This is a genomic window from Pseudarthrobacter sp. SORGH_AS 212, assembly GCF_030818145.1.
Lineage (GTDB): Bacteria > Actinomycetota > Actinomycetes > Actinomycetales > Micrococcaceae > Arthrobacter.
Genome location: NZ_JAUTAA010000001.1, coordinates 681,833 through 700,452 on the forward strand (window position 1 = coordinate 681,833; position 18,620 = coordinate 700,452).

Here is an 18,620-nt window from a genome sequence, read left to right on the forward strand (position 1 = left end):
CGCCTTCGGTGCTAGTCGTCTCCGCGGAGGATGGCCAGCAGGCGGATGATCTCCACGTAGAGCCAGACCAGCGTGACCGTCAGGCCGAAGGCCGCGGTCCAGGAGAAGCGCTGCGGGGCGCCGCTGCGGACGCCGGCTTCAATGCTGGTGAAGTCCATGATCAGCGAGAAAGCGGCGAGGCCAATGGCAAGCAGGCCGATAACAACGCCAATCACTCCGCTGCGCAGGCCGAACGGCTCCTGAGTGACGCCGGTCAGCATCATGACCAGGTTGACCACCGAGAACAGGGCGTAACCGCCAAGGGCGATCATGAAGAAACGCATGGCCTTGGGGGTCGCACGGACCTTGCCGCTCTTGAACAGCAGCAGGGTGACGGCAAACACGGAGAGCGTGCCCACCACTGCCTGCAGGCCAACGCCCGGGTACTGGGTATCAAGGATGCGGGTCAGGCCGCCAAGGAAAAGTCCCTCAAGGCCGGCGTACGCAAGGATCAACGCAGGGGAAGGCTGCTTCTTGAACGTGTTGACGAGGGCAAGGACGAAGCCGCCGAGGGCGCCGACGATCATGAGCATCGACGCGAGCCCCAAACCGACGGTCAGGGTGACTGCCGCGCCGAGGATGACAACGCCGAGGCATGCCGCCGTCTTGACGATCACGTCATCGAAGGTCATCCGCCCGGTATCCGCCGGGCCCGCCGACGGCTGGTTGTACATGTCCTGGAGCTGGTTGTCCGTCATGCCCTGCGGCTGGGTGTTCCAGGACTGCTGGCCATAGGGTGCCTGGGCGTACGGCTGCTGGCCGTAAGCCTGCTGGCCGTAAGCCTGCTGGCCGTAAGGGGCGCCGCCGTAGGCCTGCGGGGCAGGCGGTGCCTGGGTGGCTCCACGGAAGCTCTTTCCGTTGAAGATCGGGTTTCCGCCAAGTGCCATTGCGGGATTCCTCCATGCTGGGTGTGTGATGGATCTTAAGGTTTACGCTACCAATTCCCACGTAGCCGGCTCCCCTAAAGTTCCCGCCGCCCCTCCTTGCAATACAACCGTGACCTGCGGGTGGACAGGCTGCGTGCCTGGAGACACCGCTACTCAACAAAGGTTGTTTCCCACGATCCGCGCCACATCGCAGCCGCAGGCCCCGCAGTTGTTATCCGATCGCTACCAATATGGCCTGGACCACGGCATTCACCGGTTCTGATGCGCTGTAGCATAAGCCAAGCAGGGTGACGGAACTCACACTCGTGGGTGTCGGGCGTCATGGCATTTTTCCCCGCCCTGCGACCGTTCGCAGCGGCTGCAATGGCGCGGCCTAGACCGCCCCCAAGTGGAGGTTATCAATTTGAGAAGTACACCCCAAGGCCAGCGGGCCGGAAGGCGCCTCGGTTTGCTGAGACTGTTGGGAGCCATTGGCGCTTCCATCTTCGCAATCCTCCTGGTGGCCGGACCGGCGAGTCAGGCCGCTTCCCCGTCACCGACACCATCCCCGTCGAATCAGACCTTCCAGAACAACATCAGCGGGTTCCTCCGTGACGACACCCGCGCACCCCTGGCGGATGTGACCATCACGGCAAAGAAGGGTGATTTCACCGGCACTGCCAAGTCATCGGCCAACGGTGCCTGGAACATCGGCGTGCCGGAGCAAGGCACCTACACGGTGGAACTTGATGAATCCACGCTTCCCGAGGGCATCAAGCTGGCCGACGGCCAGGATAATCCCCGCGACGTGACGTTCAGCCAGACCTCCAACCTCTCGGTGATCTTCGCCTTCGGCAAAGGCATCGTGGTGCAGCAGCAGGACTTCGGCCAGAACCTCCTCAACCGGCTGGTGGCGGGCCTGAGCTTTGGCCTGCTCCTCGCCCTGGCATCGGTTGGCCTGTCCCTGATCTTCGGCACCACCGGCCTCACCAACTTCGCCCACGGCGAGATGGTGACCCTTGGCGCGGTCCTCGTTTTCGGCTTCAACGCCATCGGGCTTCCCTTCTGGCTATCCCTGATCCTGTCGCTGGTGGGCGGCGGCCTGTTCGGTTATGCCCAGGACCGCGGGCTTTGGCGGCCACTGCGCCGCCGCGGCACGGGCCTGGTCCCCATGATGATCGTCAGCATCGGCCTGGCCCTCGCGGTCCGCTACGTGATCCAGTTCTACTTCGGCGGCGCCACCCAGCAGCTGCCTTACGCCCAAAGCCCCGAGGTTCAGATCGGCCCGGTTTCCATTTCGCCGAACAACCTGTGGTCCCTGGGCATCAGCGCGGTGGTCATTGCCCTGATCGGCATCGTGCTGCTGAAAACCAGGCTTGGCAAGGCCACCCGCGCAGTGGCGGACAACCCCGCGCTGGCTGCCGCGTCAGGCATTGACGTGGACGCTGTCATCCGGCTGGTGTGGATCACCGGCGGCATGCTCGCTTCCCTTGGCGGCATCCTCTGGGCCTACTACCGGCCGGGCGTCACTTTCGACATGGGCTCGGCCATCCTGCTGCTCATCTTCGCCGGTGTGACCCTCGGCGGCCTGGGAACCGTCTTCGGCGCCCTGATCGGTTCCATCATCGTCGGCATTTTCGTGGAGCTGACCACCGTGTTCGGCCTCGCCGCCGACCTCAAATACGTGGGAGCTTTGTTCATCATGATCGTTGTCCTCTTGTTCCGGCCACAGGGCATCCTGGGCCGCCGCGAGCGCGTGGGTTAGGAAACAGACATGGATTTTGGCTTCATTCTTTCCAGCGCCGCCGGCGAGATCTTCAGCCCCACCACGGCCGCCTACGCCATGGCTGCCCTCGGGCTCGCCGTCCACTTCGGCTATTCGGGCCTGCTGAACTTCGGCCAGGCCGGCTTCATGGCCGTGGGCGCATACGGGTTCGCGATCTCCACCCTGACCTTCGGGGTCCCGTTCTTCGTGGGACTGCTCATCGCCATTGCCGCCTCCGCGGTCTTTGCACTGCTGCTCGGTATCCCCACCCTCCGTCTCCGGGCCGACTACCTGGCCATCGTGACCATCGCCGCCGCGGAAATCGTGCGCTACATCGTCACCACCAACCAGCTCACTGCGGTCACCGGCTCGGCCAACGGCCTGGCGGCGTTTGAAGGCAGCTTCTACGCCATGAACCCGTTCCCTGAGGGCTCGTACTTCGGCATGAACAACCGCGACTTCTTCATCCGCGTGGTGGGCTGGGCCCTGGTGGCCATCTGCTGCACCCTCGTGTGGCTGCTGATGCGCAGCCCCTGGGGCCGGGTGCTGAAGGGCATCCGCGAGGACGAGAACGCCGTCCGGTCCCTGGGCAAGAACGTCTACGCCTACAAGATGCAGGCCCTCGTCATCGGAGGCATCCTCGGTGCCTTGGCGGGCATGATCTTCACGCTGCCCCGCGGTGCCGTGCAGCCTGCCAACTACGGCACGGAACTGACGTTCTTCCTCTACACCTGCCTCCTGCTGGGCGGCCTGGGCACGGTCCTTGGCCCGGTCATCGGGGCCATGATCTTCTGGGTTGTCCTCTCCCTGACACAGGGCATCCTCTACGGCCTCATTGAGTCCGGTGCCGTTACGTGGCTGAACACCGTCCAGGCCGGGCAGCTGCGCTACATCCTGGTGGGCGTGGCCCTGATGCTGTTGATGATCTTCAGGCCGCAGGGCGTCTTCGGAAACAAGAAGGAGCTGGCGTTCGCGTGAGCATGCACAATGAAATCCCTGAAACGTCCGGTGCCGCGGCGCCGGACTACATGACCGACAGCCGCCCCATCGCAGCGGGTGAAACCGGGCCGGGCTGCAAGAAGCGGGATCCGATAGTGGTGGCGGAGAACGTCACCCGCAGCTTCGGCGGCATCAACGCCGTGGATGTGGACTACCTGGAGATCCCGCGGCACAAGATCACCGCCCTGATCGGCCCGAATGGTGCCGGCAAGACCACCCTCTTCAACCTGTTGACCGGCTTTGATACCCCCAACACCGGGAAGTGGCAGTTTGAAGGCCACAGCCTCGCGGGGGTATCGCCCTACAAAGTGGCCCGCATGGGCATGGTCCGCACGTTCCAGCTCACCAAGGTAATGGGCAAACTGACAGTCATGGAAAACATGCGTCTGGGAGCGTCCAACCAGCCCGGCGAAAGCCTCGCCAAAGCCCTGTTCAAGGGCATCTGGGGCGGCCGCGAAAAGGAGATCACGGCCCAGGCGGACGTCCTGCTGGAGAAGTTCAAACTCGACGCCAAGAAGGACGACTACGCCGCGTCGCTCTCCGGCGGACAGCGCAAGCTCCTGGAGATGGCACGGTCCCTCATGGTGCGGCCCAAGCTGGTGATGCTCGACGAACCGATGGCCGGCGTCAATCCGGCACTGACGCAGTCCCTGCTGGACCACATCAAGAACCTGAAGGCCGACGGCATGACCGTCCTGTTCGTTGAACACGACATGCACATGGTCCGGCACATCGCGGACTGGGTGGTGGTCATGGCGGAGGGCAAGGTTGTCGCCGAAGGCCCGCCCGGCGACGTCATGAAAAATCCCGCCGTCATCGACGCCTACCTCGGCGCCCACCATGACGTGGACCTCGGTGACGCCGAGGGCATCAAGGAGCTCGCTGCCGAACTCGTGGCCGACGACGAGTCCATTGTTGGAACCGAAAACGCCGGGATCATCTCCCTGGACGTTGTCGGGGACGAGGCCGGCACCGCCAGCCCGGAGGAACCGTCCCCCGGTGACGGACAACGCGGCAGGCGCGCGCACAGGGACGCCGAAACCGATGGGAACGACCACACAGACAGGGACACCCAATGAGCAGCACCAGCGCGGCACCGGCCGCCCAGCCCGTGGACGACGGCGAAGCAGTCGTCAAGGTCACCGACCTCGTGGCCGGATACATTCCGGGCGTCAACATCCTGAACGGCTGCAGCATTGAAGCCCGGAAGGGCGAGCTGATCGGCATCATCGGGCCCAACGGCGCCGGCAAGTCGACCCTCCTCAAAGCCATGTTTGGCCTGGTGAAGGTCCACTCCGGCACCGTGGTGGTCCGCGGCCAGGACATTACCGGGCTGAAGGCCAACAAGCTGGTGACCCGCGGCGTCGGCTTCGTTCCGCAGACCAACAATGTCTTTGCGGCCCTCACCATCGAAGAGAACCTCCAGATGGGCATGTTCCAGCGGCCCAAGGACTTTGCCGAGCGGTTCGACTTTGTCACCGGGCTTTTTCCGGAACTCGGCAAGCGCCGCTCCCAGCGGGCCGGTTCCCTCTCCGGCGGCGAGCGCCAGATGGTGGCCATGGGCCGCGCGCTGATGATGGATCCCGCAGTCCTGCTGCTGGACGAGCCCTCAGCCGGGCTCTCCCCCGTCAAGCAGGATGAGACCTTCCTCCGCGTTCATGAAATCAACCGTGCCGGCGTTTCCGTGATCATGGTGGAACAGAACGCCCGCCGCTGCCTGCAGATCTGCGACCGCGGCTATGTGCTGGACCAGGGCCGGGACGCGTACACCGGTACCGGCCGGGAGCTGATGAAGGACCCCAAGGTGATCCAGCTGTACCTGGGCACCCTGGCGGACACCGTCGAGTAGTTCGAAGCACAGGCACAAAGAAGCCCCCGTCCGGATGGACGGGGGCTTCTTTGTGCCTGCGAAAGGTTAGAGCTTGCCGAACTCTTCCTTGACTGCCGTGTACTTGTTGTCGTCCTGGTACTCGTAGATACCGATGTACGCCTCGGTGGGGTCACCGGCGTCGGAGAAGGTCACCGGACCGGACTGGCCGTCGTAGTCGATGTCCTTGCCCTCGCGGAGCAGGGTGACGCAGGCGGCGTAGGACGTGCACTTCTCGCCGCCCTCCGAAACTTCCTTCAGCTTCGCGGCGATGTCCGTCCCCTTGGTGCTCTTGGCAGCTTCAGCGGCCAGGGAGATCAGGTTGACGGCGTCGTAGGACTCACCGGCGTAGCTGTAGTCCTTCAGTGCCGGATCAATGGCGAGGAGCTTCTTCTTGAAGGCGTCCTGCGCGAACGTGCCGGGGATGGTGCCCCGGGCGCCCTTCAGGGTGCCGGCCTGGAAGTCCTTGCTGTAGTCGGAGGTGTTGCCGTCCACCAGGAACATCTGGGTGGGCTTGACTCCCTTGCCGGTCATCAGCGGAACGATGCTCTTGGCCTGGTCGAAGGTGATCAGCGCGATGGCGTCCGGCTTGGCGGCAAGTACCTTGTCCACCTGGCTGCTGAACTGGCTGTCACCTTCATTAAAGAGTTCCTCGGCAACAACCTGGCCGCCGGCCGCCTCGAAGGATTCCTTGATGTTCTTGGCCAGGCCGGTGCCGTAGGCATCGTTCAGGACCACCATGCCGACGGTCTGGGCGCCACACGTTGCCATGTAGTTGCCCAGGACCTTGCCTTGGAGGACATCGGACGGTGCGGTGCGCCAGTACAGGCCCTTGTCATCCCAGGTGGTGAAGTCCGGGGAAGTGTTGGCCGGCGAGAACTGGATAACGCCTGCACCGGTGATCTGGTTGATGACCGTCTTGGATACGCCCGACGATGCGGCGCCAATGACGGCGCTGACACCCTGGCCGAGCAATGCGGAGGTGGACTGGGTGGCGATGTCCGTCTTGGTGTCACCGGAGTCGCGGTGAATCACTTCCACCGGCTTGCCCAGCACGCCGCCGGCGTCATTGACTTCCTTGATGCCGAGGTTCACACCGGCGATTTCGGGCGGGCCGAGGAAGGCCAGGGATCCGGTGGTGGGCAGCAGCGAGCCGATCTTGAGCGGAGTCTCCGTGCTGCCGGTGGACGGCGGAACAGCTGCCGGCGCCGCGCTCTGCGTGGCTGCGGCACCCCCTCCGGTTTCCGGTGCGGGGCACGCGATGCCTCCGGCTGATGCGGAGGAAGCGGACTCGGACGTCGTGGGTGTGGACGAACCGCCGCACGCTGTCACCATGAAGGCGACGCCGATGCCAAGCGCTGTCAGCTTGGCAGCGCGGGTTCCCGCCTGGGGGAATAAAGTCATTTACGAGCTCCTCGATCTAAAGGTGCGAACGGCCTTTGACGCGAAAAATCAGGTGTTCCTGATTTAGCTTCAAGCTAATGCAAATCGCAGGCGAAGATAAGTGACTGAGGTCACATCCTTATAACAGTCGTTGCATATGCGAAATTAAACAAAGGAAGCCGCCCGCAGTGCGGGCGGCTTCCTTCGATTCGGTGCCGCTTGGAGGCATCCTCTGCCCCGTACCCCAGGTGGGACTCGAACCCACAACACGCGGATTTTAAGTCCGATGCCTCTGCCAATTGGGCTACTGGGGCGCCGGATCAATGGTATCCCGTCAGAAGCGCTCGAACGGTTCGGCGTACCGGAACGTCCCGTGCACGCCGCCCGGCCACAGCGCCAGCGGCAGGAGCTGGAAGTGCCCGCCCCACGCCTCATCCGGCGGCAGCACACCGAGGGACGCCGCCGGCACGAATCCGAACCTGGGGTAGTACTCGGTGCTGCCGAGGAGCGCGATGCCGCTCTCCCCCGCAACGTTGGCCCTGGCGATGCTCTCCGTCATCAAGGCTGACCCGATGCCCTGGCGCTGGAGCCTGGGCGTCACGCTGATCGGGCCCAGTCCGAGCAGTTCATGGCTGCCCACCCAGCCCCGGGTGCTGATGACGTGGCCCACCACTTCGTCGCCCAGCACAGCCACCACGCTGAGTTCCGGAAGGTATTCATCAGCGTCGAACAGTGCCCGCAGGATCTTCACTTCGACGGGCTCCCCTACTGCAGGAAGTCCGGTTGCCGGGGAGACGGCAAATGCCTCGGCGGTCAGCGCCAGGATGGCGTCCCGGTCCGCGGGGGTTTCGGTGCGCAGCCGCAGGCCGGGCCGCGGCGCCTCCCGGCTTTCGGCGGAAAGATCGGCCAGCACCTGCAGGGCCCGCTGCGCGTCTGCCGCTGGGACCAGGAGATGGTCGTGATGGAACCCGGCCAGGACATTGCAGCTGATGCCGGCGTCCGTCAGGGCCCTTGCCACTGCGGCGGTGAGGCCTACGGCTTCCAGTGCCGAGTGGATTTCCAGCGTGATCCACGCTGCCATGAAGTCGTAGGGAAGGCCCAGCCGGTCCGCCTCCGCGCGGGGCAGGACCACAGTCAGCCCTTCGGCCTCGCGGACGGCCGCCTCAATAAGGCCCTCAAGGGGCCTGCCGTGGGGCCAGAGGACGTAGACGTACTCGCCGTCGCGCTGTACGGGGCGCATCCCCGCCAACAGGGACTGGAGGTTCTTTTCGGCTGTCATGAGGCCAGTCTAGGATGCGGGTCCGGCCGCGCAGCACAAACGCAAACGGCGGCTGCCCCCGTTGAGGGACAGCCGCCGTCGTGCTTGTGCTACGAAGCCGGTTACTTGGCCTGGGCCGCGACCGGTTCCTTCGGTTCCACCACGGAGGAGCCGGCGGCCGGGGCCGCAGGAGCAGGAGCCGCAGCGGGCTTGGGTGCCGGGGTGGCGGCAGCAACGAAGGCGCCACGCGGGTTGTCCAGGTCCAGCAGCTGCGTGGTGTCGCGGCCGGCGAAGAAGGCGATGATCCAGTTCAGGACCACGCGGAATTTGCGCTCGAACGTGGGCATGGCCATGCCGTGGTAACCGCGGTGTGCCAGCCAGGCCAGCGGGCCCTTCAGGCCGATGCGGCCCAGCAGGTTGATGTTGGCGACGCCCTTCCATTCGCCGAAGCCGGCCACAGCACCAAGGTTCTTGTGCTTGTAGTCCTTCAGCGGCTTGTCCCAGCGGGAGGCCCACAGGTTCTTCGCGAGGCGCTTGGCCTGGCGGAGTGCATGCTGGGCGTTGGGGACGCAGGTGCCGTCAGGCAGGCCCTTGCCGGTGAGGTCCGGAACGGCCGAGATGTCGCCGGCAGCCCAGGCATTCTCGACGATGCCTTCGTCGCCGCCGATGCGCAGGTCCGGGAGGACGCGGACGCGCCCGCGGGGTTCCAGCGGGAAGTCGGTGGAGCGGACCATGGGGTTGGCCTGGACGCCGGCGGTCCACACGAGGGTATCGGCTTCGAATTCCTGCGCCGGGCTCTTGTCCGGGAGGTTGATGAGCTTCAGGGCGCCTTCAGCGCTGTCCAGCGAGGTGTTGAGCAGGACCTCGATGCCGCGGCTGCGGAGGTGCTCCACAACCCACTCTGCCTGCGGGGCCGTGACCTCGGGCATGATGCGGCCCATGGCCTCAACCAGGACGAAGCGGACTTCCTCCTGCTTTACCCGGGGGTTGTTGCGGACAGCGGCGCGGGCCATGTCCTCCATCTCGGTGATGCATTCGATGCCTGCGAAACCGCCGCCGACAACGACGAAGGTGAGTGCCTTGGCCCGGGCCGCAGGATCGGTCATGGTGGAGCCGAGCTCAATGCGCTCGAGGACCTTGTTGCGCAGTGCAACGGCTTCCTCGATGGTCTTCAGGCCGATGCCCTTGTCCGCGAGGCCCTTAATGGGGAACGTGCGGGTGATGGCGCCGGCAGCCAGGACGACGTCGAAGTAGGGAACCTCGAAGGTCTCACCACCGTCGGACGGAGCCACCACGGCCGTGCGGTTGGCGTGGTCGATCGCGGTGACGCGGCCCTGGATCAGTTCGGACTGCTTGAGGTGCTTGCGGTGGGACACCACGGCATGGCGGGCCTCGATGTTGCCGCCTGCCACCTCGGGAAGGAACGGCTGGTAAGTCATGTAGGGCAGCGGATCAACGACGGTGACGATGCCACCTGCATTCGCGATCTTCTTCTGCAGTTTGAGTGCTACGTACAGGCCGACGTACCCGCCGCCGACGACGAGCACCCTGGGACGGTCCTGGAGCTGTGGGGTGGTTGCCATGCCTTCAAGGATAGCCCAGTTTGTGAAAATCTTCACTAACTGCGTCAGCCACCCGTAACGCTACGGCTTCCGTTCGGAATCCACCCTGTCCAGGACTCCCGTTTCGGTATCGTCACGCGCCAATGCGGGGTTCTTGGCCGCCCTGGTCAACTGGACGGCGGCCGCGGCGATGATCGCGAGGAATAGAACCCCGAAACCGATCACGACGGCGGCGCTGATCGCACTGTCCCGCTGCGAGGGCGCCTCGGCCGCGGGCACCGACGCTTCGGGAAGCGTGGGCACCGCGCTGGGCACGTCCGCGGTGGGCAGCGGCGCAGGGGTGGCCAGGTTGCCGCGGCGGTGGACGCGGATCCATTCGGCCACCGAACCCAGCGGGTTGCTGGACGCCTGGGGCACGTCGTCCTTGAGCGCGGCCTCGGCGTTGAGGATCCCGTAGCCGTACAGCGGGTCTTTCCCCGGAACGCCGGCGTCCTTGGCTGTGGTGACAATGCGGTTGATGACCTGCTCGGCGCTCATGGACGGCCATTTGGACCGGATCAGCGCTGCCACGCCCGAGACGATGGGCGTGGAACCGGACGTTCCTGCCCATTCCGCGTAGCCGCCCCCCGGAAGCCCGCCCAACAGGTCCTCGGCGGGGGCTGCGACGCCGATGCTGATGCCCTGGGATGACGCGTCCACGCTGGCCGTGTTCTTGCGGTCCAGCCCGGCAACCGTCAGGACACCGGGAATGGTGGCGGGCGCGCCCACCTGGATGTTGCCGCCCACGCGGTTGCCGGCAGCCGCCACGATGACCACGTCTTTCTGTTCGGCGTAGAGGAAGGCGGCGTCCCAGCTCTGCGGCCACTGCGGGGTGGTGCTGCCGAGGGAAATGTTGATGACCTTGGCTCCGTTGTCCACGGCCCAGCGGACAGCCTCCGGGATCTGGTCCTGGTCGCTCTTGCCCGAGGGGTTGGTTGACCCCAGCCAGGTGGAGACGGAGAGGATCTCAGCCTCCGGGGCCACACCCACGATGCCGTCCGGCCCCTGGGTGCCAGCACCGGGCGACGGTTTGGGGCTGGCGGTGGCAGGCTGGTGGCCGCGTCCGGCCAGCATAGTGGCTACAAGGGTGCCGTGTTCCGGCTTGGAGCCGACGCTCTTCTGCCCGTCGGGCTGGCCGGCGCCGGAGGCGTCATAGCCTCCCACCACGGCGCCTTTGAGGTCCGGGTGCTGGGCGTCCACGCCGCTGTCGATGACGGCCACCTTGACGCCGGCTCCCTTGGACACCTCCCAGGCCTTGGTGACGCCGGACTCGGCAAGCCAGTATTGCTTGTCGCGCCAGTCGTCGGCGTGGGCGGCCGGAGCGGCCACGAGGCCGGCGAAGAGGCAGCAGGCCACCAGGACAAGGGCCAGCACCGCCGACCCCGACCTCCGGAGTACGGATACAGGTGAGGAAACCATGGAATCAGCCGATGCTCAGGGCAATGCCGTCGAGGATGTCGTGTTCACTCGCCGTTGCGGTGGTGACCCGGCCGCCTGAGAGCCCGTTCACCTGTTCCAGGATGCGGCGCCACACCAGTCCCCCGGCGCCGATGACGTCCACCCGCCCGGGATGCATGTACGGCAGCGCTGCACGGTCCGCGCGGACCATGCCCAGGAGGTCCGACGACGCGTCCCGCACCTTGTCGATGGGCAGTTCGGCGCCGTGGATGGCGTCCGGCGAGTACTCGGTCAGCCCGAGCGCGTGCGCCGTGATGGTGGTGATGGAGCCTGCAACGCCGACGACGGCGGTGGCGCGTTCCAGCGGCACCTCGCGGCCGGCGAGGGCAATGGCTTCGTCCACGTCGGCTTCCGCGGCGGCTATTTGTTCGGGGGTTGGCGGATCGTCCCGCAGGTGCCGCTCGGTCAGGCGGACGCAGCCGATATCCACGGACCGGGCCGCGGTGACGCCGGCTGCGGTACCCAGCACAAACTCGGTGCTTCCACCGCCGAGGTCAACTACCAGCACCTCATGGCCGTCCAGGATGGGCAGGACGCTGCTGGCCCCGGCGAAGGACAGCGCGGCCTCCTCGTTTCCGGAGATGACCTCGGGGGCCACGCCCAGCAGGTCGCGGATGCCGTCCACGAAGACGTCCCGGTTCCGGGCGTCCCGGCTGGCGGACGTCGCCACGAACCGGATTGTCCCGGCGCCGTGCCGGCGGATGAGCGCCGCATAGTCAGCGGTGGCCGCGAAGGTGCGTTCCAGTGCGCCCTGGGTGAACTCTCCAGTAGCGTCCACGCCTTCCCCGAGCCGGACCACGCGCATTTCCCGGACGACGTCCGTGAGGCGGGGGGTGCCGGTGCTCCGGTCAATGTCGGCGATGAGCAAGCGGATGGAGTTGGTGCCGCAGTCGATGGCGGCCACACGGGTCATTCCGGGGCCTCCGCGGCTGTGGCGGGATTTCCGCACCGGCGCCGGCCGGCCCACGATGCCGGGCAGGCCCTGAGGTCCATGCCGGCTGAGGTCCTTCGACGGAGCCTCCCCCGTGGAGTCCCAGGCGCCGTCGCAGTAGCAGCGGTCCGCGGTCCACCATTCCTGGATGCGGACCAGCGCCTCGTCACCGAGGGGGTTGACGCCGGGTCCTGCGGCCAGGGAGTGGCCCACCAGGACGTGGAGGCACTTGACGCGGGTGGGCATACCGCCGGCGGAGACGCCGTCGATTTCGGGGACGGCGCCGATCCCGGACCGCTCCCCGATGGCATCGCGGGCGGCCAGGTAGGCCTCATGGGCGGAACGGTAGGCGGCAGCAAGCTGGTCGTCGCTGGCCAGTTCGCCGTTCATCTCGTTCATGACGCCGGCCGCCTCAAGCCGCGAGACCGCGGACGTGATGACGGGGTGCGTCAGGTAGAACGTGGTGGGGAACGGGGTGCCGTTGCTCAGCCGAGGGGCAGTGGCCGCCACCAGCGGATTGCCGCAGACGCAGCGGGCAGGGATTTCCACCACATCGCGGACGGGTCGTCCCAGCTGCCGGCTCAATACGTCCAGGTCACGTGCGGATGGTTGGCGGGAGTTCTCCCGGGCGGCTGCCGTGCTGTTTTCCACTGTCGCGGGCCGTCCTTCCTGTTGCGTTTATTCAGTCGCCGCGCGCGTGATGGACTCCCACAGGGAATCCACCCACGGCAGGTCTGCGGGGTCTTGGGCGGCGGCGGCACCGGGCTGGCCGCCGGTTTCGTCGGCCGGCAAATCGCTGCCGAATACCCAGTAGCCGGTTTCGCCCGGCATAACCATGTTAATGCGGTCGCGGGCCTGCTGCTTCACGTAGTTGGGGTCCTGCCACCGCGACACCTGCTGGCGGAGGGAGTCCCCGGCGGCCTGGCGTGCGGCGATGTCCGCGTTGAGGGCGTCGATTTCGGCTTTCTTGTCGAAGAAAACCTTAACCGTGGGCGCCAGCATGATGGTGATGGCAATCATGACCACGGCCAGGGCCAGCATCCGTCCCGAGAATGCCTTGGCCGGGACGGGCTGCTGGTCCGCTTCCGAGGACGGGGTGCCGCCCTTTGGGCCGGTCCTTCCGGCAGCTGCGCCGTTCCGTGCGGTGCCCGCCGCGGGGGTCTTGGCCGCCGCCGGTCCACTTCCGGTTCCACTGTGGGTTCCAGCCGGGCTGCCGGAGTTCCTGCCTGATAGCGGAGAGCCCGTGGCGCCGCCCGGAGCGTGCCCGGCGCCGTCCTTGCCGGAACCGAAGTGCGCCCTGATGACGTCGGCACCCTGTGCGTGCCCGGCGTCGGACGTGTCCTTGGCTGGGCGGTTGGGGGCGACCTTGGGAACTTTGGGACGGCGGGCGGCCATGACACTCCTGAAACGCGGCCTGCCTGCGGCCGCCACTGTCTGTGATGATCCTTTGTTGCCACAGCGCGGTTGATCAACAACATGCGCCGGGCAACAACCGGGCGGACGGGCTGCTGCAGAAACAGCAGCGGTGGCTATGGTCTTTCAACCATAGCCACCGCCCGTTGGATTACGCGGCTACTAGCCCTTGAAACGCGGGAACGCGCTGCGGCCGGCGTAGCGTGCGGCGTCATCGAGTTCCTCTTCGATGCGCAGCAGCTGGTTGTACTTGGCGACCCGCTCGGAGCGGGCCGGGGCGCCGGTCTTGATCTGGCCGGCGTTGGTGGCCACCGAGATGTCGGCGATGGTGGTGTCCTCGGTCTCGCCGGAGCGGTGCGAGGTGATGGTGGTGTAGCCGGCGCGCTGGGCCAGGCTGACGGCGTCCAGGGTCTCAGTCAGCGAGCCGATCTGGTTCACCTTGACCAGCAGGGAGTTTGCCGTCCGGGTGTCGATGCCGCGCTGCAGAATGGCGGGGTTGGTGACGAAAAGGTCGTCACCCACCAGCTGGACCTTGTCGCCGATGGCATCGGTGAGGGTCTTCCAGCCTTCCCAGTCGTTCTCGTCCAGCGGATCCTCGATGGAAACCAGCGGGTAGTCCGCAACGAGCTCTGCGTAGTAGGCGCTCATTTCGCTGGCGGACAAAGCCTTGCCTTCGAACTGGTAGGCGCCGTCCTTGTAGAACTCGGAAGAGGCAACGTCCAGGGCCAGGGCGATGTCCTTGCCCGGGGTGTAGCCGGCGTTCTTGATGGCTTCCTGGATCAGGTCCAGCGCAGCGCGGTTGGACGGCAGGTTGGGCGCGAAGCCGCCTTCGTCGCCAAGGCCGGTGGACAGGCCCTGCTCCTTCAGCACGGACTTGAGGTTGTGGTAGACCTCAACGCCCCAGCGCAGGCCCTCTGAGAAGGTCTCGGCGCCGATGGGGGCGATCATGAATTCCTGGATGTCGACGTCGGAATCGGCGTGCGAACCACCGTTGAGGATGTTCATCAGCGGCACGGGCAGGACGTGGGCGTTGGGGCCGCCCAGGTACTTGTAGAGCGGCAGGTCAGCAGAAGCTGCGGCAGCGTTGGCGACGGCCAGGGAAACACCCAGGATGGCGTTGGCGCCCAGCTTGCCCTTGTTCGGGGTGCCGTCCAGGTCCAGCATGGCCTGGTCGATGCTGCGCTGGTCGGTTGCGTCGAAACCGGTGAGGGCGGGAGCGATCTGGTCGATCACGGCGTCAACGGCCTTCTGGACGCCCTTGCCGAGGTAGCGGCCCTTGTCGCCGTCGCGAAGTTCGACTGCCTCGTGCTCGCCGGTGGATGCGCCGGACGGAACTGCTGCGCGGCCGATCTGGCCGTCAGAAAGCAGGACCTCAACTTCGACGGTCGGGTTGCCGCGGGAATCGAGGATCTCGCGGGCGTGGATGGCATCGATAAGCGCCATGAATTTGCTCCTTATGGGCGATTAACGGGGGGATGTTGCAGAAAAACTCGACGTCCTCGTCAGGAAACAGCGTAGTCGAGAGTGGTGGAGGTTACGGAAACCTCACCACCGGCGGACGTCATGATGGTGCAGGGTACGGCCCTTCCGGGTTCCGGCTGGCCTGCTGCTGGTACTGCCGCACGGCCCTGCGAAGGGCGCGTTCGGCGTCGAATCCGCCGGCGTGGGCGGAACGGACGACGGCGAGGAGCTGGTTTCCGAGCTCCTCCTCCGTCGCAAAGGGGCCGGCTTCGATTGCGGTGGGGCCGGCTACGCCGGCCCGCGCAGCCCGGTCGAGCGACTTCTGTGCCCTGGCGAGGGCAGGCAGAGCCTGCGGAATGCCTTCGAACGGGTCCTTCCGCTCCGGCTTTTCGGCCCGCTTGACCGCGTCCCACTTCTGCACGATCTGGTCCACGGTGGCGGGAAAGCTGTCCTGCAGGGTGCCGTCCGGGCGGAAGACATGCGGGTTGCGGCGGATCATCTTGGCACCCAGGCCGCGCGCGACGTCGTCGAACGTGAATGCGCCCCGTTCCTCCGCCAGCCGGGCGTGGAGGACCACCTGGAGCAGGACGTCGCCCAGCTCGCCAAGCAGCTCACTGTCCGGATGCCCTTCTTCAATGGTCTCGGCCACCTCGTAGGCCTCCTCGAGGAGGTATTCCACGAGCGAGGCGTGGGTCAGGGCGCCCATCCACGGGCAGTGCTCCCGCAGCTGGGCTATGACCCCCAGCAGCTCCCCCAGCTCCCCGGCTGGGGAGCCGTCGGGTCCGGGATGCTGGTCAGCCAAGGTTGGCGTAGGCGTCGTTGATGTACTCCACCAACGCTTCCTTTTCCTCAAGCGGCAGGAAGGCGGCTTCGGCCGCGTTCAGGGTGAGCTCCAGCAGGTCGTCAAGGTCGTAGTCGAACGTCTCCACGAGCAGCTCGAACTCATCCGTCAGGGTGACCCCGCTCATGAGGCGGTTATCGGTGTTGATGGTGACGTTGAAGCCCAGCTGGTACAGCATGTCCAGGGGGTGGCTTTCGATGCCCTCGCCGAAAGCGGCGATCGCTCCGGTCTGGAGGTTGGATGAAGGGCAGATTTCCAGGGCGATGCCGCGGTCCCGGATCCAGCTGGACAGATCGCCCAGCGTAACCAGGCCCACTGTGTCCTCGGATTCGGATTCGGAGTCTTCGTCGAATTCCACCGTGACGTCCTCGGCAATCCGGACGCCGTGGCCCAGGCGGAGCGCGCGGCCGTCCACGAGGGCGGACTGGATGCTGTCCAGCCCCGCCGCTTCGCCGGCGTGGACGGTGGCCGGGAAGTTCTGCTGCGCCAGGTAGGTGAAGGCGTCCCGGAAGCGGGAAGGCAGGAAACCGTCCTCGGCCCCGGCGATGTCGAAACCGACCGCGCCCTTGTTGCGGTGGCGGACGGCCAGTTCGGCGATCTCCTGGCCGCGGTCGGCATGGCGCATCGCTGTGATGAGCTGCCCCACCTGGATTTCGCGGCCGCTGTCGCTGACTGCCTCGACGCCGGCTTCGAGGCCCTCCTGCACCGCTTCGACCGCCTCGTCGAGGGTGAGGCCCTTCTGCAGGTGCTGCTCCGGCGCCCAGCGCACCTCGCCGTACACCACGCCGTCGTCCGCCAAATCCTCGACGAACTCCTTCGCTACCCGGACCAGGCCTTCGTGCGTCTGCATCACGGCCACCGTGTGGTCGAAGGTTTCGAGGTAGCGGACCAGGGACCCGGAGTCCGCGGACTCGCGGAACCATTCGCCCAGGGCCACGGGATCGGTGGACGGGAGCTGGTGGCCCACGGCCTCCGCCAGTTCGATAATGGTGGCCGGACGGAGTCCGCCGTCCAGATGGTCGTGCAGCGACACCTTCGGCAGGCTCTTCAGGTCGAAATCGATGGCAGGGGCTTCGTCAACAATAGGCTCAGTCACGTTCCCACCTTAGGGTGGGTGCCGGTTCAATGCCAGCCGCTAGGCGGCAGTGGGTCCGCCGTCCTTGGCTGCCGGTGCGAGGAATGCCGGACCGCCGGTTGAGCTGTCCCGGGCACCGGAGGGGCCGCCGTCCAGCCACTCGTCCACTTCCGTGGCGTCCTTGCGGGCCAGGTGCTTGTGCCACCAGCGCAGCATGTGGTCCAGGAGGACACCCAGGACGATGGCGAACACCACGGCGATGCCGGCGCTGAGCAGCGGGTTGTGGTGCAGCCAGGGGAACGAGCTGGCCAGCAGGCCGATGCCGATGGAGTAACCCACCCAGGTGAGGCAGGCGACGGCGTCAAGGACGAAGAAGCGGCGGTGGCCGAACCCGGTGCTGCCCGCCACGTAGTTGACTGCCACCCGGCCCCAGGGAATGTAGCGTGCGGTGAAGATCAGTACCGCGCCACGCTTATCCAGTTCGTAGCGCGCCCAGCTGAAGACCTTCCGGACCCTGGGCCTGCGCATCCACTTCCACCGGTCCAGGCCGATTTTGCGGCCGAGCATGAAAGCCATGTTGTCTCCGGCCATGGCGCCGATCAGCGCGGTGGCACCAAGGATCCACATGTTGGGTTCGCCGCTGTGCCGGGAGAAGGCCGCCAGGGCGACGATGAGGGTCTCACTGGGGACCACCATCGCGAAGCCGTCCACGAAAAAGAACACCAAGAGGACCGGGTAGATCCACCACTGGCCCGCTGCATGGAGCACGGCCTCATTAATAAACTCCACGCAGTCTTGCTCCTAGACAAAAATGCCGCTGCCATAGCGACGCAGCCAAAGCGGAAATCGTTCCTAAGTGTCCCACGGCAGAGGCGTCGTTCGCTACGCCCCCGCCCCGGGAACACCACTGCAACGCTATCCCGGCAGTACCTGCCCAGGCGTCGTCCCAGCGGCTGATCTTGGCGCCGTCCGGGCCTCCTCCCCCGGGTGGAGACGGGGGTGCCGCGGGACGGGTTTCCGCCGCCTGGATCAGGCTTCGGGTTCGCGAATCCGGTCCACGACGTTGGGCTTGCCCCGGAGCTTGTTGATCATCAGGTCCACGATGATGCCCAGCGCCACGGCGCAGACGATGGCGATGGCGGCGCCCAGGAGGTGGTTCTCCTCGAACCACTGCCCGAAAAACAGCCCGATACCCACCGAGTAGGCCGCCCACAGGACGGCGGACAGGCAGGTAAGGCCAACAAAGCGCAGGTGGTGGTAGTGGGTCGCCCCGGCCGTCAGGTTGACGGCGACGCGGCCAATGGGGACAAACCTCGCCACGAGGATCAGCGAGGCAGGCCGCTTGCGCAGTTCCGCGCCGGCCCACCGGAACGCTCCCTGCATGCGCTGGCCACGCATCCAGGCCCATCGGGTGGTGCCGACCTTCCGGCCGATCAGGTAGGCGATGTTATCCCCGGCGAACGCGCCCAGCGCAGCAACGGCCATCAGGATGTAGGGGTTGGGCACGTCCGCCGTGGCGGCCACGGCCGCGAGGCCCACCACGACGGATTCGCTGGGGATGGGAGGGAAGAAGCCGTCAATGACGCAGCAGGCCAGGACGAGGAACAGTACCCAGGGTTGTCCGGCTGCCGCGAGGATGAAGTCATTGATGGCCTGCATAGCT

16 protein-coding genes, 1 tRNA gene and 1 pseudogene are annotated in these 18,620 nt (G+C 66.2%); 4 read left to right on the forward strand and 14 right to left on the reverse strand.

The window, feature by feature from the left end:
* Positions 1 to 11 precede the first annotated feature (11 nt).
* A complete protein-coding gene (locus tag QE394_RS02985; RefSeq protein WP_268158584.1) occupies positions 12 to 926 on the reverse strand; it encodes a Bax inhibitor-1/YccA family protein in 915 nt (304 codons plus the stop codon).
* A gap of 448 nt (positions 927 to 1,374) precedes the next feature.
* Here QE394_RS02985 and QE394_RS02990 point away from each other — a divergent pair, with 448 nt between their 5' ends.
* Genes QE394_RS02990 through QE394_RS03005 form a run of 4 tightly spaced genes read left to right on the forward strand, consistent with a single transcriptional unit; the run spans position 1,375 to position 5,518 of the window.
* Positions 1,375 to 2,670, forward strand: coding sequence for a branched-chain amino acid ABC transporter permease (locus tag QE394_RS02990; protein ID WP_235501543.1), 1,296 nt, complete (start codon positions 1,375 to 1,377; stop codon positions 2,668 to 2,670).
* Positions 2,671 to 2,679: 9 nt separating this feature from the next.
* The gene (locus QE394_RS02995) at positions 2,680 to 3,648 is read left to right on the forward strand and encodes a branched-chain amino acid ABC transporter permease (protein ID WP_268158588.1); all 969 of its coding nucleotides are present in this window, start codon (positions 2,680 to 2,682) and stop codon (positions 3,646 to 3,648) included.
* A 2-nt stretch (positions 3,649 to 3,650) separates the two neighbouring features.
* Positions 3,651 to 4,748, forward strand: coding sequence for an ABC transporter ATP-binding protein (locus tag QE394_RS03000; RefSeq protein WP_056081982.1), 1,098 nt, complete (start codon positions 3,651 to 3,653; stop codon positions 4,746 to 4,748).
* Positions 4,745 to 5,518 (forward strand): ABC transporter ATP-binding protein, encoded by a 774-nt coding sequence (locus tag QE394_RS03005; protein ID WP_056081985.1) that lies wholly within the window; start codon positions 4,745 to 4,747, stop codon positions 5,516 to 5,518. Before QE394_RS03000 ends, QE394_RS03005 begins: the two co-directional genes overlap by 4 nt.
* Positions 5,519 to 5,584: 66 nt before the next feature.
* On the opposite strand, the gene QE394_RS03010 is transcribed toward QE394_RS03005, so the two are convergent.
* The 13 genes and pseudogenes from QE394_RS03010 to QE394_RS03070 all read right to left on the reverse strand — a co-directional run bounded on the left by QE394_RS03010 (position 5,585) and on the right by QE394_RS03070 (position 18,616).
* Positions 5,585 to 6,940, reverse strand: a complete 1,356-nt coding sequence (locus QE394_RS03010; protein ID WP_056081990.1) for an ABC transporter substrate-binding protein — start codon at positions 6,938 to 6,940, stop codon at positions 5,585 to 5,587.
* Between the two features lie 219 nt (positions 6,941 to 7,159).
* Positions 7,160 to 7,233, reverse strand: a tRNA-Leu gene (locus QE394_RS03015).
* Positions 7,234 to 7,253: 20 nt separating this feature from the next.
* Positions 7,254 to 8,198, reverse strand: coding sequence for an N-acetyltransferase (locus QE394_RS03020; RefSeq protein WP_349033677.1), 945 nt, complete (start codon positions 8,196 to 8,198; stop codon positions 7,254 to 7,256).
* A 101-nt stretch (positions 8,199 to 8,299) separates the two neighbouring features.
* Positions 8,300 to 9,760, reverse strand: a complete 1,461-nt coding sequence (locus QE394_RS03025; protein ID WP_056082368.1) for an FAD-dependent oxidoreductase — start codon at positions 9,758 to 9,760, stop codon at positions 8,300 to 8,302.
* Between the two features lie 60 nt (positions 9,761 to 9,820).
* The gene (locus QE394_RS03030) at positions 9,821 to 11,197 is read right to left on the reverse strand and encodes a S8 family serine peptidase (RefSeq protein ID WP_349033678.1); all 1,377 of its coding nucleotides are present in this window, start codon (positions 11,195 to 11,197) and stop codon (positions 9,821 to 9,823) included.
* Positions 11,198 to 11,201: 4 nt separating this feature from the next.
* Positions 11,202 to 12,149 carry a Ppx/GppA phosphatase family protein gene (locus QE394_RS03035; RefSeq protein WP_261620612.1) on the reverse strand — a complete coding sequence of 316 codons (948 nt, stop codon included), beginning with the start codon at positions 12,147 to 12,149 and terminating at the stop codon, positions 11,202 to 11,204.
* A 234-nt stretch (positions 12,150 to 12,383) separates the two neighbouring features.
* Positions 12,384 to 12,818 (reverse strand): annotated as a pseudogene (locus tag QE394_RS03040) (DUF501 domain-containing protein); the annotation flags it as partial.
* Between the two features lie 27 nt (positions 12,819 to 12,845).
* Positions 12,846 to 13,562: a septum formation initiator family protein gene (locus QE394_RS03045; protein WP_349033679.1), complete on the reverse strand. Its 717-nt coding sequence runs from the start codon at positions 13,560 to 13,562 to the stop codon at positions 12,846 to 12,848.
* A 180-nt stretch (positions 13,563 to 13,742) separates the two neighbouring features.
* On the reverse strand, positions 13,743 to 15,023 hold the full coding sequence (eno, locus tag QE394_RS03050; protein WP_056082005.1) for a phosphopyruvate hydratase: 1,281 nt from the start codon (positions 15,021 to 15,023) through the stop codon (positions 13,743 to 13,745).
* Positions 15,024 to 15,141: 118 nt separating this feature from the next.
* On the reverse strand, positions 15,142 to 15,747 hold the full coding sequence (locus QE394_RS03055) for a MazG nucleotide pyrophosphohydrolase domain-containing protein (RefSeq protein ID WP_261620624.1): 606 nt from the start codon (positions 15,745 to 15,747) through the stop codon (positions 15,142 to 15,144).
* Positions 15,748 to 15,835: 88 nt separating this feature from the next.
* Positions 15,836 to 16,978, reverse strand: coding sequence for an adenosine deaminase (locus QE394_RS03060; protein WP_261620614.1), 1,143 nt, complete (start codon positions 16,976 to 16,978; stop codon positions 15,836 to 15,838).
* 39 nt (positions 16,979 to 17,017) lie between these two features.
* The gene (locus QE394_RS03065) at positions 17,018 to 17,746 is read right to left on the reverse strand and encodes a DedA family protein (protein WP_261620615.1); all 729 of its coding nucleotides are present in this window, start codon (positions 17,744 to 17,746) and stop codon (positions 17,018 to 17,020) included.
* 240 nt (positions 17,747 to 17,986) lie between these two features.
* Complete coding sequence (locus QE394_RS03070) at positions 17,987 to 18,616, reverse strand: DedA family protein (RefSeq protein WP_349033680.1); 630 nt, start codon at positions 18,614 to 18,616, stop codon at positions 17,987 to 17,989.
* Between the last annotated feature and the right edge of the window lie 4 nt (positions 18,617 to 18,620).

Bases quoted from the DNA above. Each gene is read 5' to 3' on its own strand.
- QE394_RS03030 (WP_349033678.1), bottom strand. From the start codon at position 11,197: ATGGTTTCCTCACCTGTATCCGTACTCCGGAGGTCGGGGTCGGCGGTG.
- QE394_RS03000 (WP_056081982.1), top strand. From the start codon at position 3,651: ATGCACAATGAAATCCCTGAAACGTCCGGTGCCGCGGCGCCGGACTAC.
- QE394_RS02995 (WP_268158588.1), top strand. From the start codon at position 2,680: ATGGATTTTGGCTTCATTCTTTCCAGCGCCGCCGGCGAGATCTTCAGC.
- QE394_RS03005 (WP_056081985.1), top strand. From the start codon at position 4,745: ATGAGCAGCACCAGCGCGGCACCGGCCGCCCAGCCCGTGGACGACGGC.
- QE394_RS03035 (WP_261620612.1), bottom strand. From the start codon at position 12,149: ATGACCCGTGTGGCCGCCATCGACTGCGGCACCAACTCCATCCGCTTG.
- eno (WP_056082005.1), bottom strand. From the start codon at position 15,023: ATGGCGCTTATCGATGCCATCCACGCCCGCGAGATCCTCGATTCCCGC.
- QE394_RS03025 (WP_056082368.1), bottom strand. From the start codon at position 9,760: ATGGCAACCACCCCACAGCTCCAGGACCGTCCCAGGGTGCTCGTCGTC.
- QE394_RS03055 (WP_261620624.1), bottom strand. From the start codon at position 15,747: ATGGGCGCCCTGACCCACGCCTCGCTCGTGGAATACCTCCTCGAGGAG.
- QE394_RS03020 (WP_349033677.1), bottom strand. From the start codon at position 8,198: ATGACAGCCGAAAAGAACCTCCAGTCCCTGTTGGCGGGGATGCGCCCC.
- QE394_RS03045 (WP_349033679.1), bottom strand. From the start codon at position 13,562: ATGGCCGCCCGCCGTCCCAAAGTTCCCAAGGTCGCCCCCAACCGCCCA.
- QE394_RS03010 (WP_056081990.1), bottom strand. From the start codon at position 6,940: ATGACTTTATTCCCCCAGGCGGGAACCCGCGCTGCCAAGCTGACAGCG.
- QE394_RS02985 (WP_268158584.1), bottom strand. From the start codon at position 926: ATGGCACTTGGCGGAAACCCGATCTTCAACGGAAAGAGCTTCCGTGGA.
- QE394_RS03070 (WP_349033680.1), bottom strand. From the start codon at position 18,616: ATGCAGGCCATCAATGACTTCATCCTCGCGGCAGCCGGACAACCCTGG.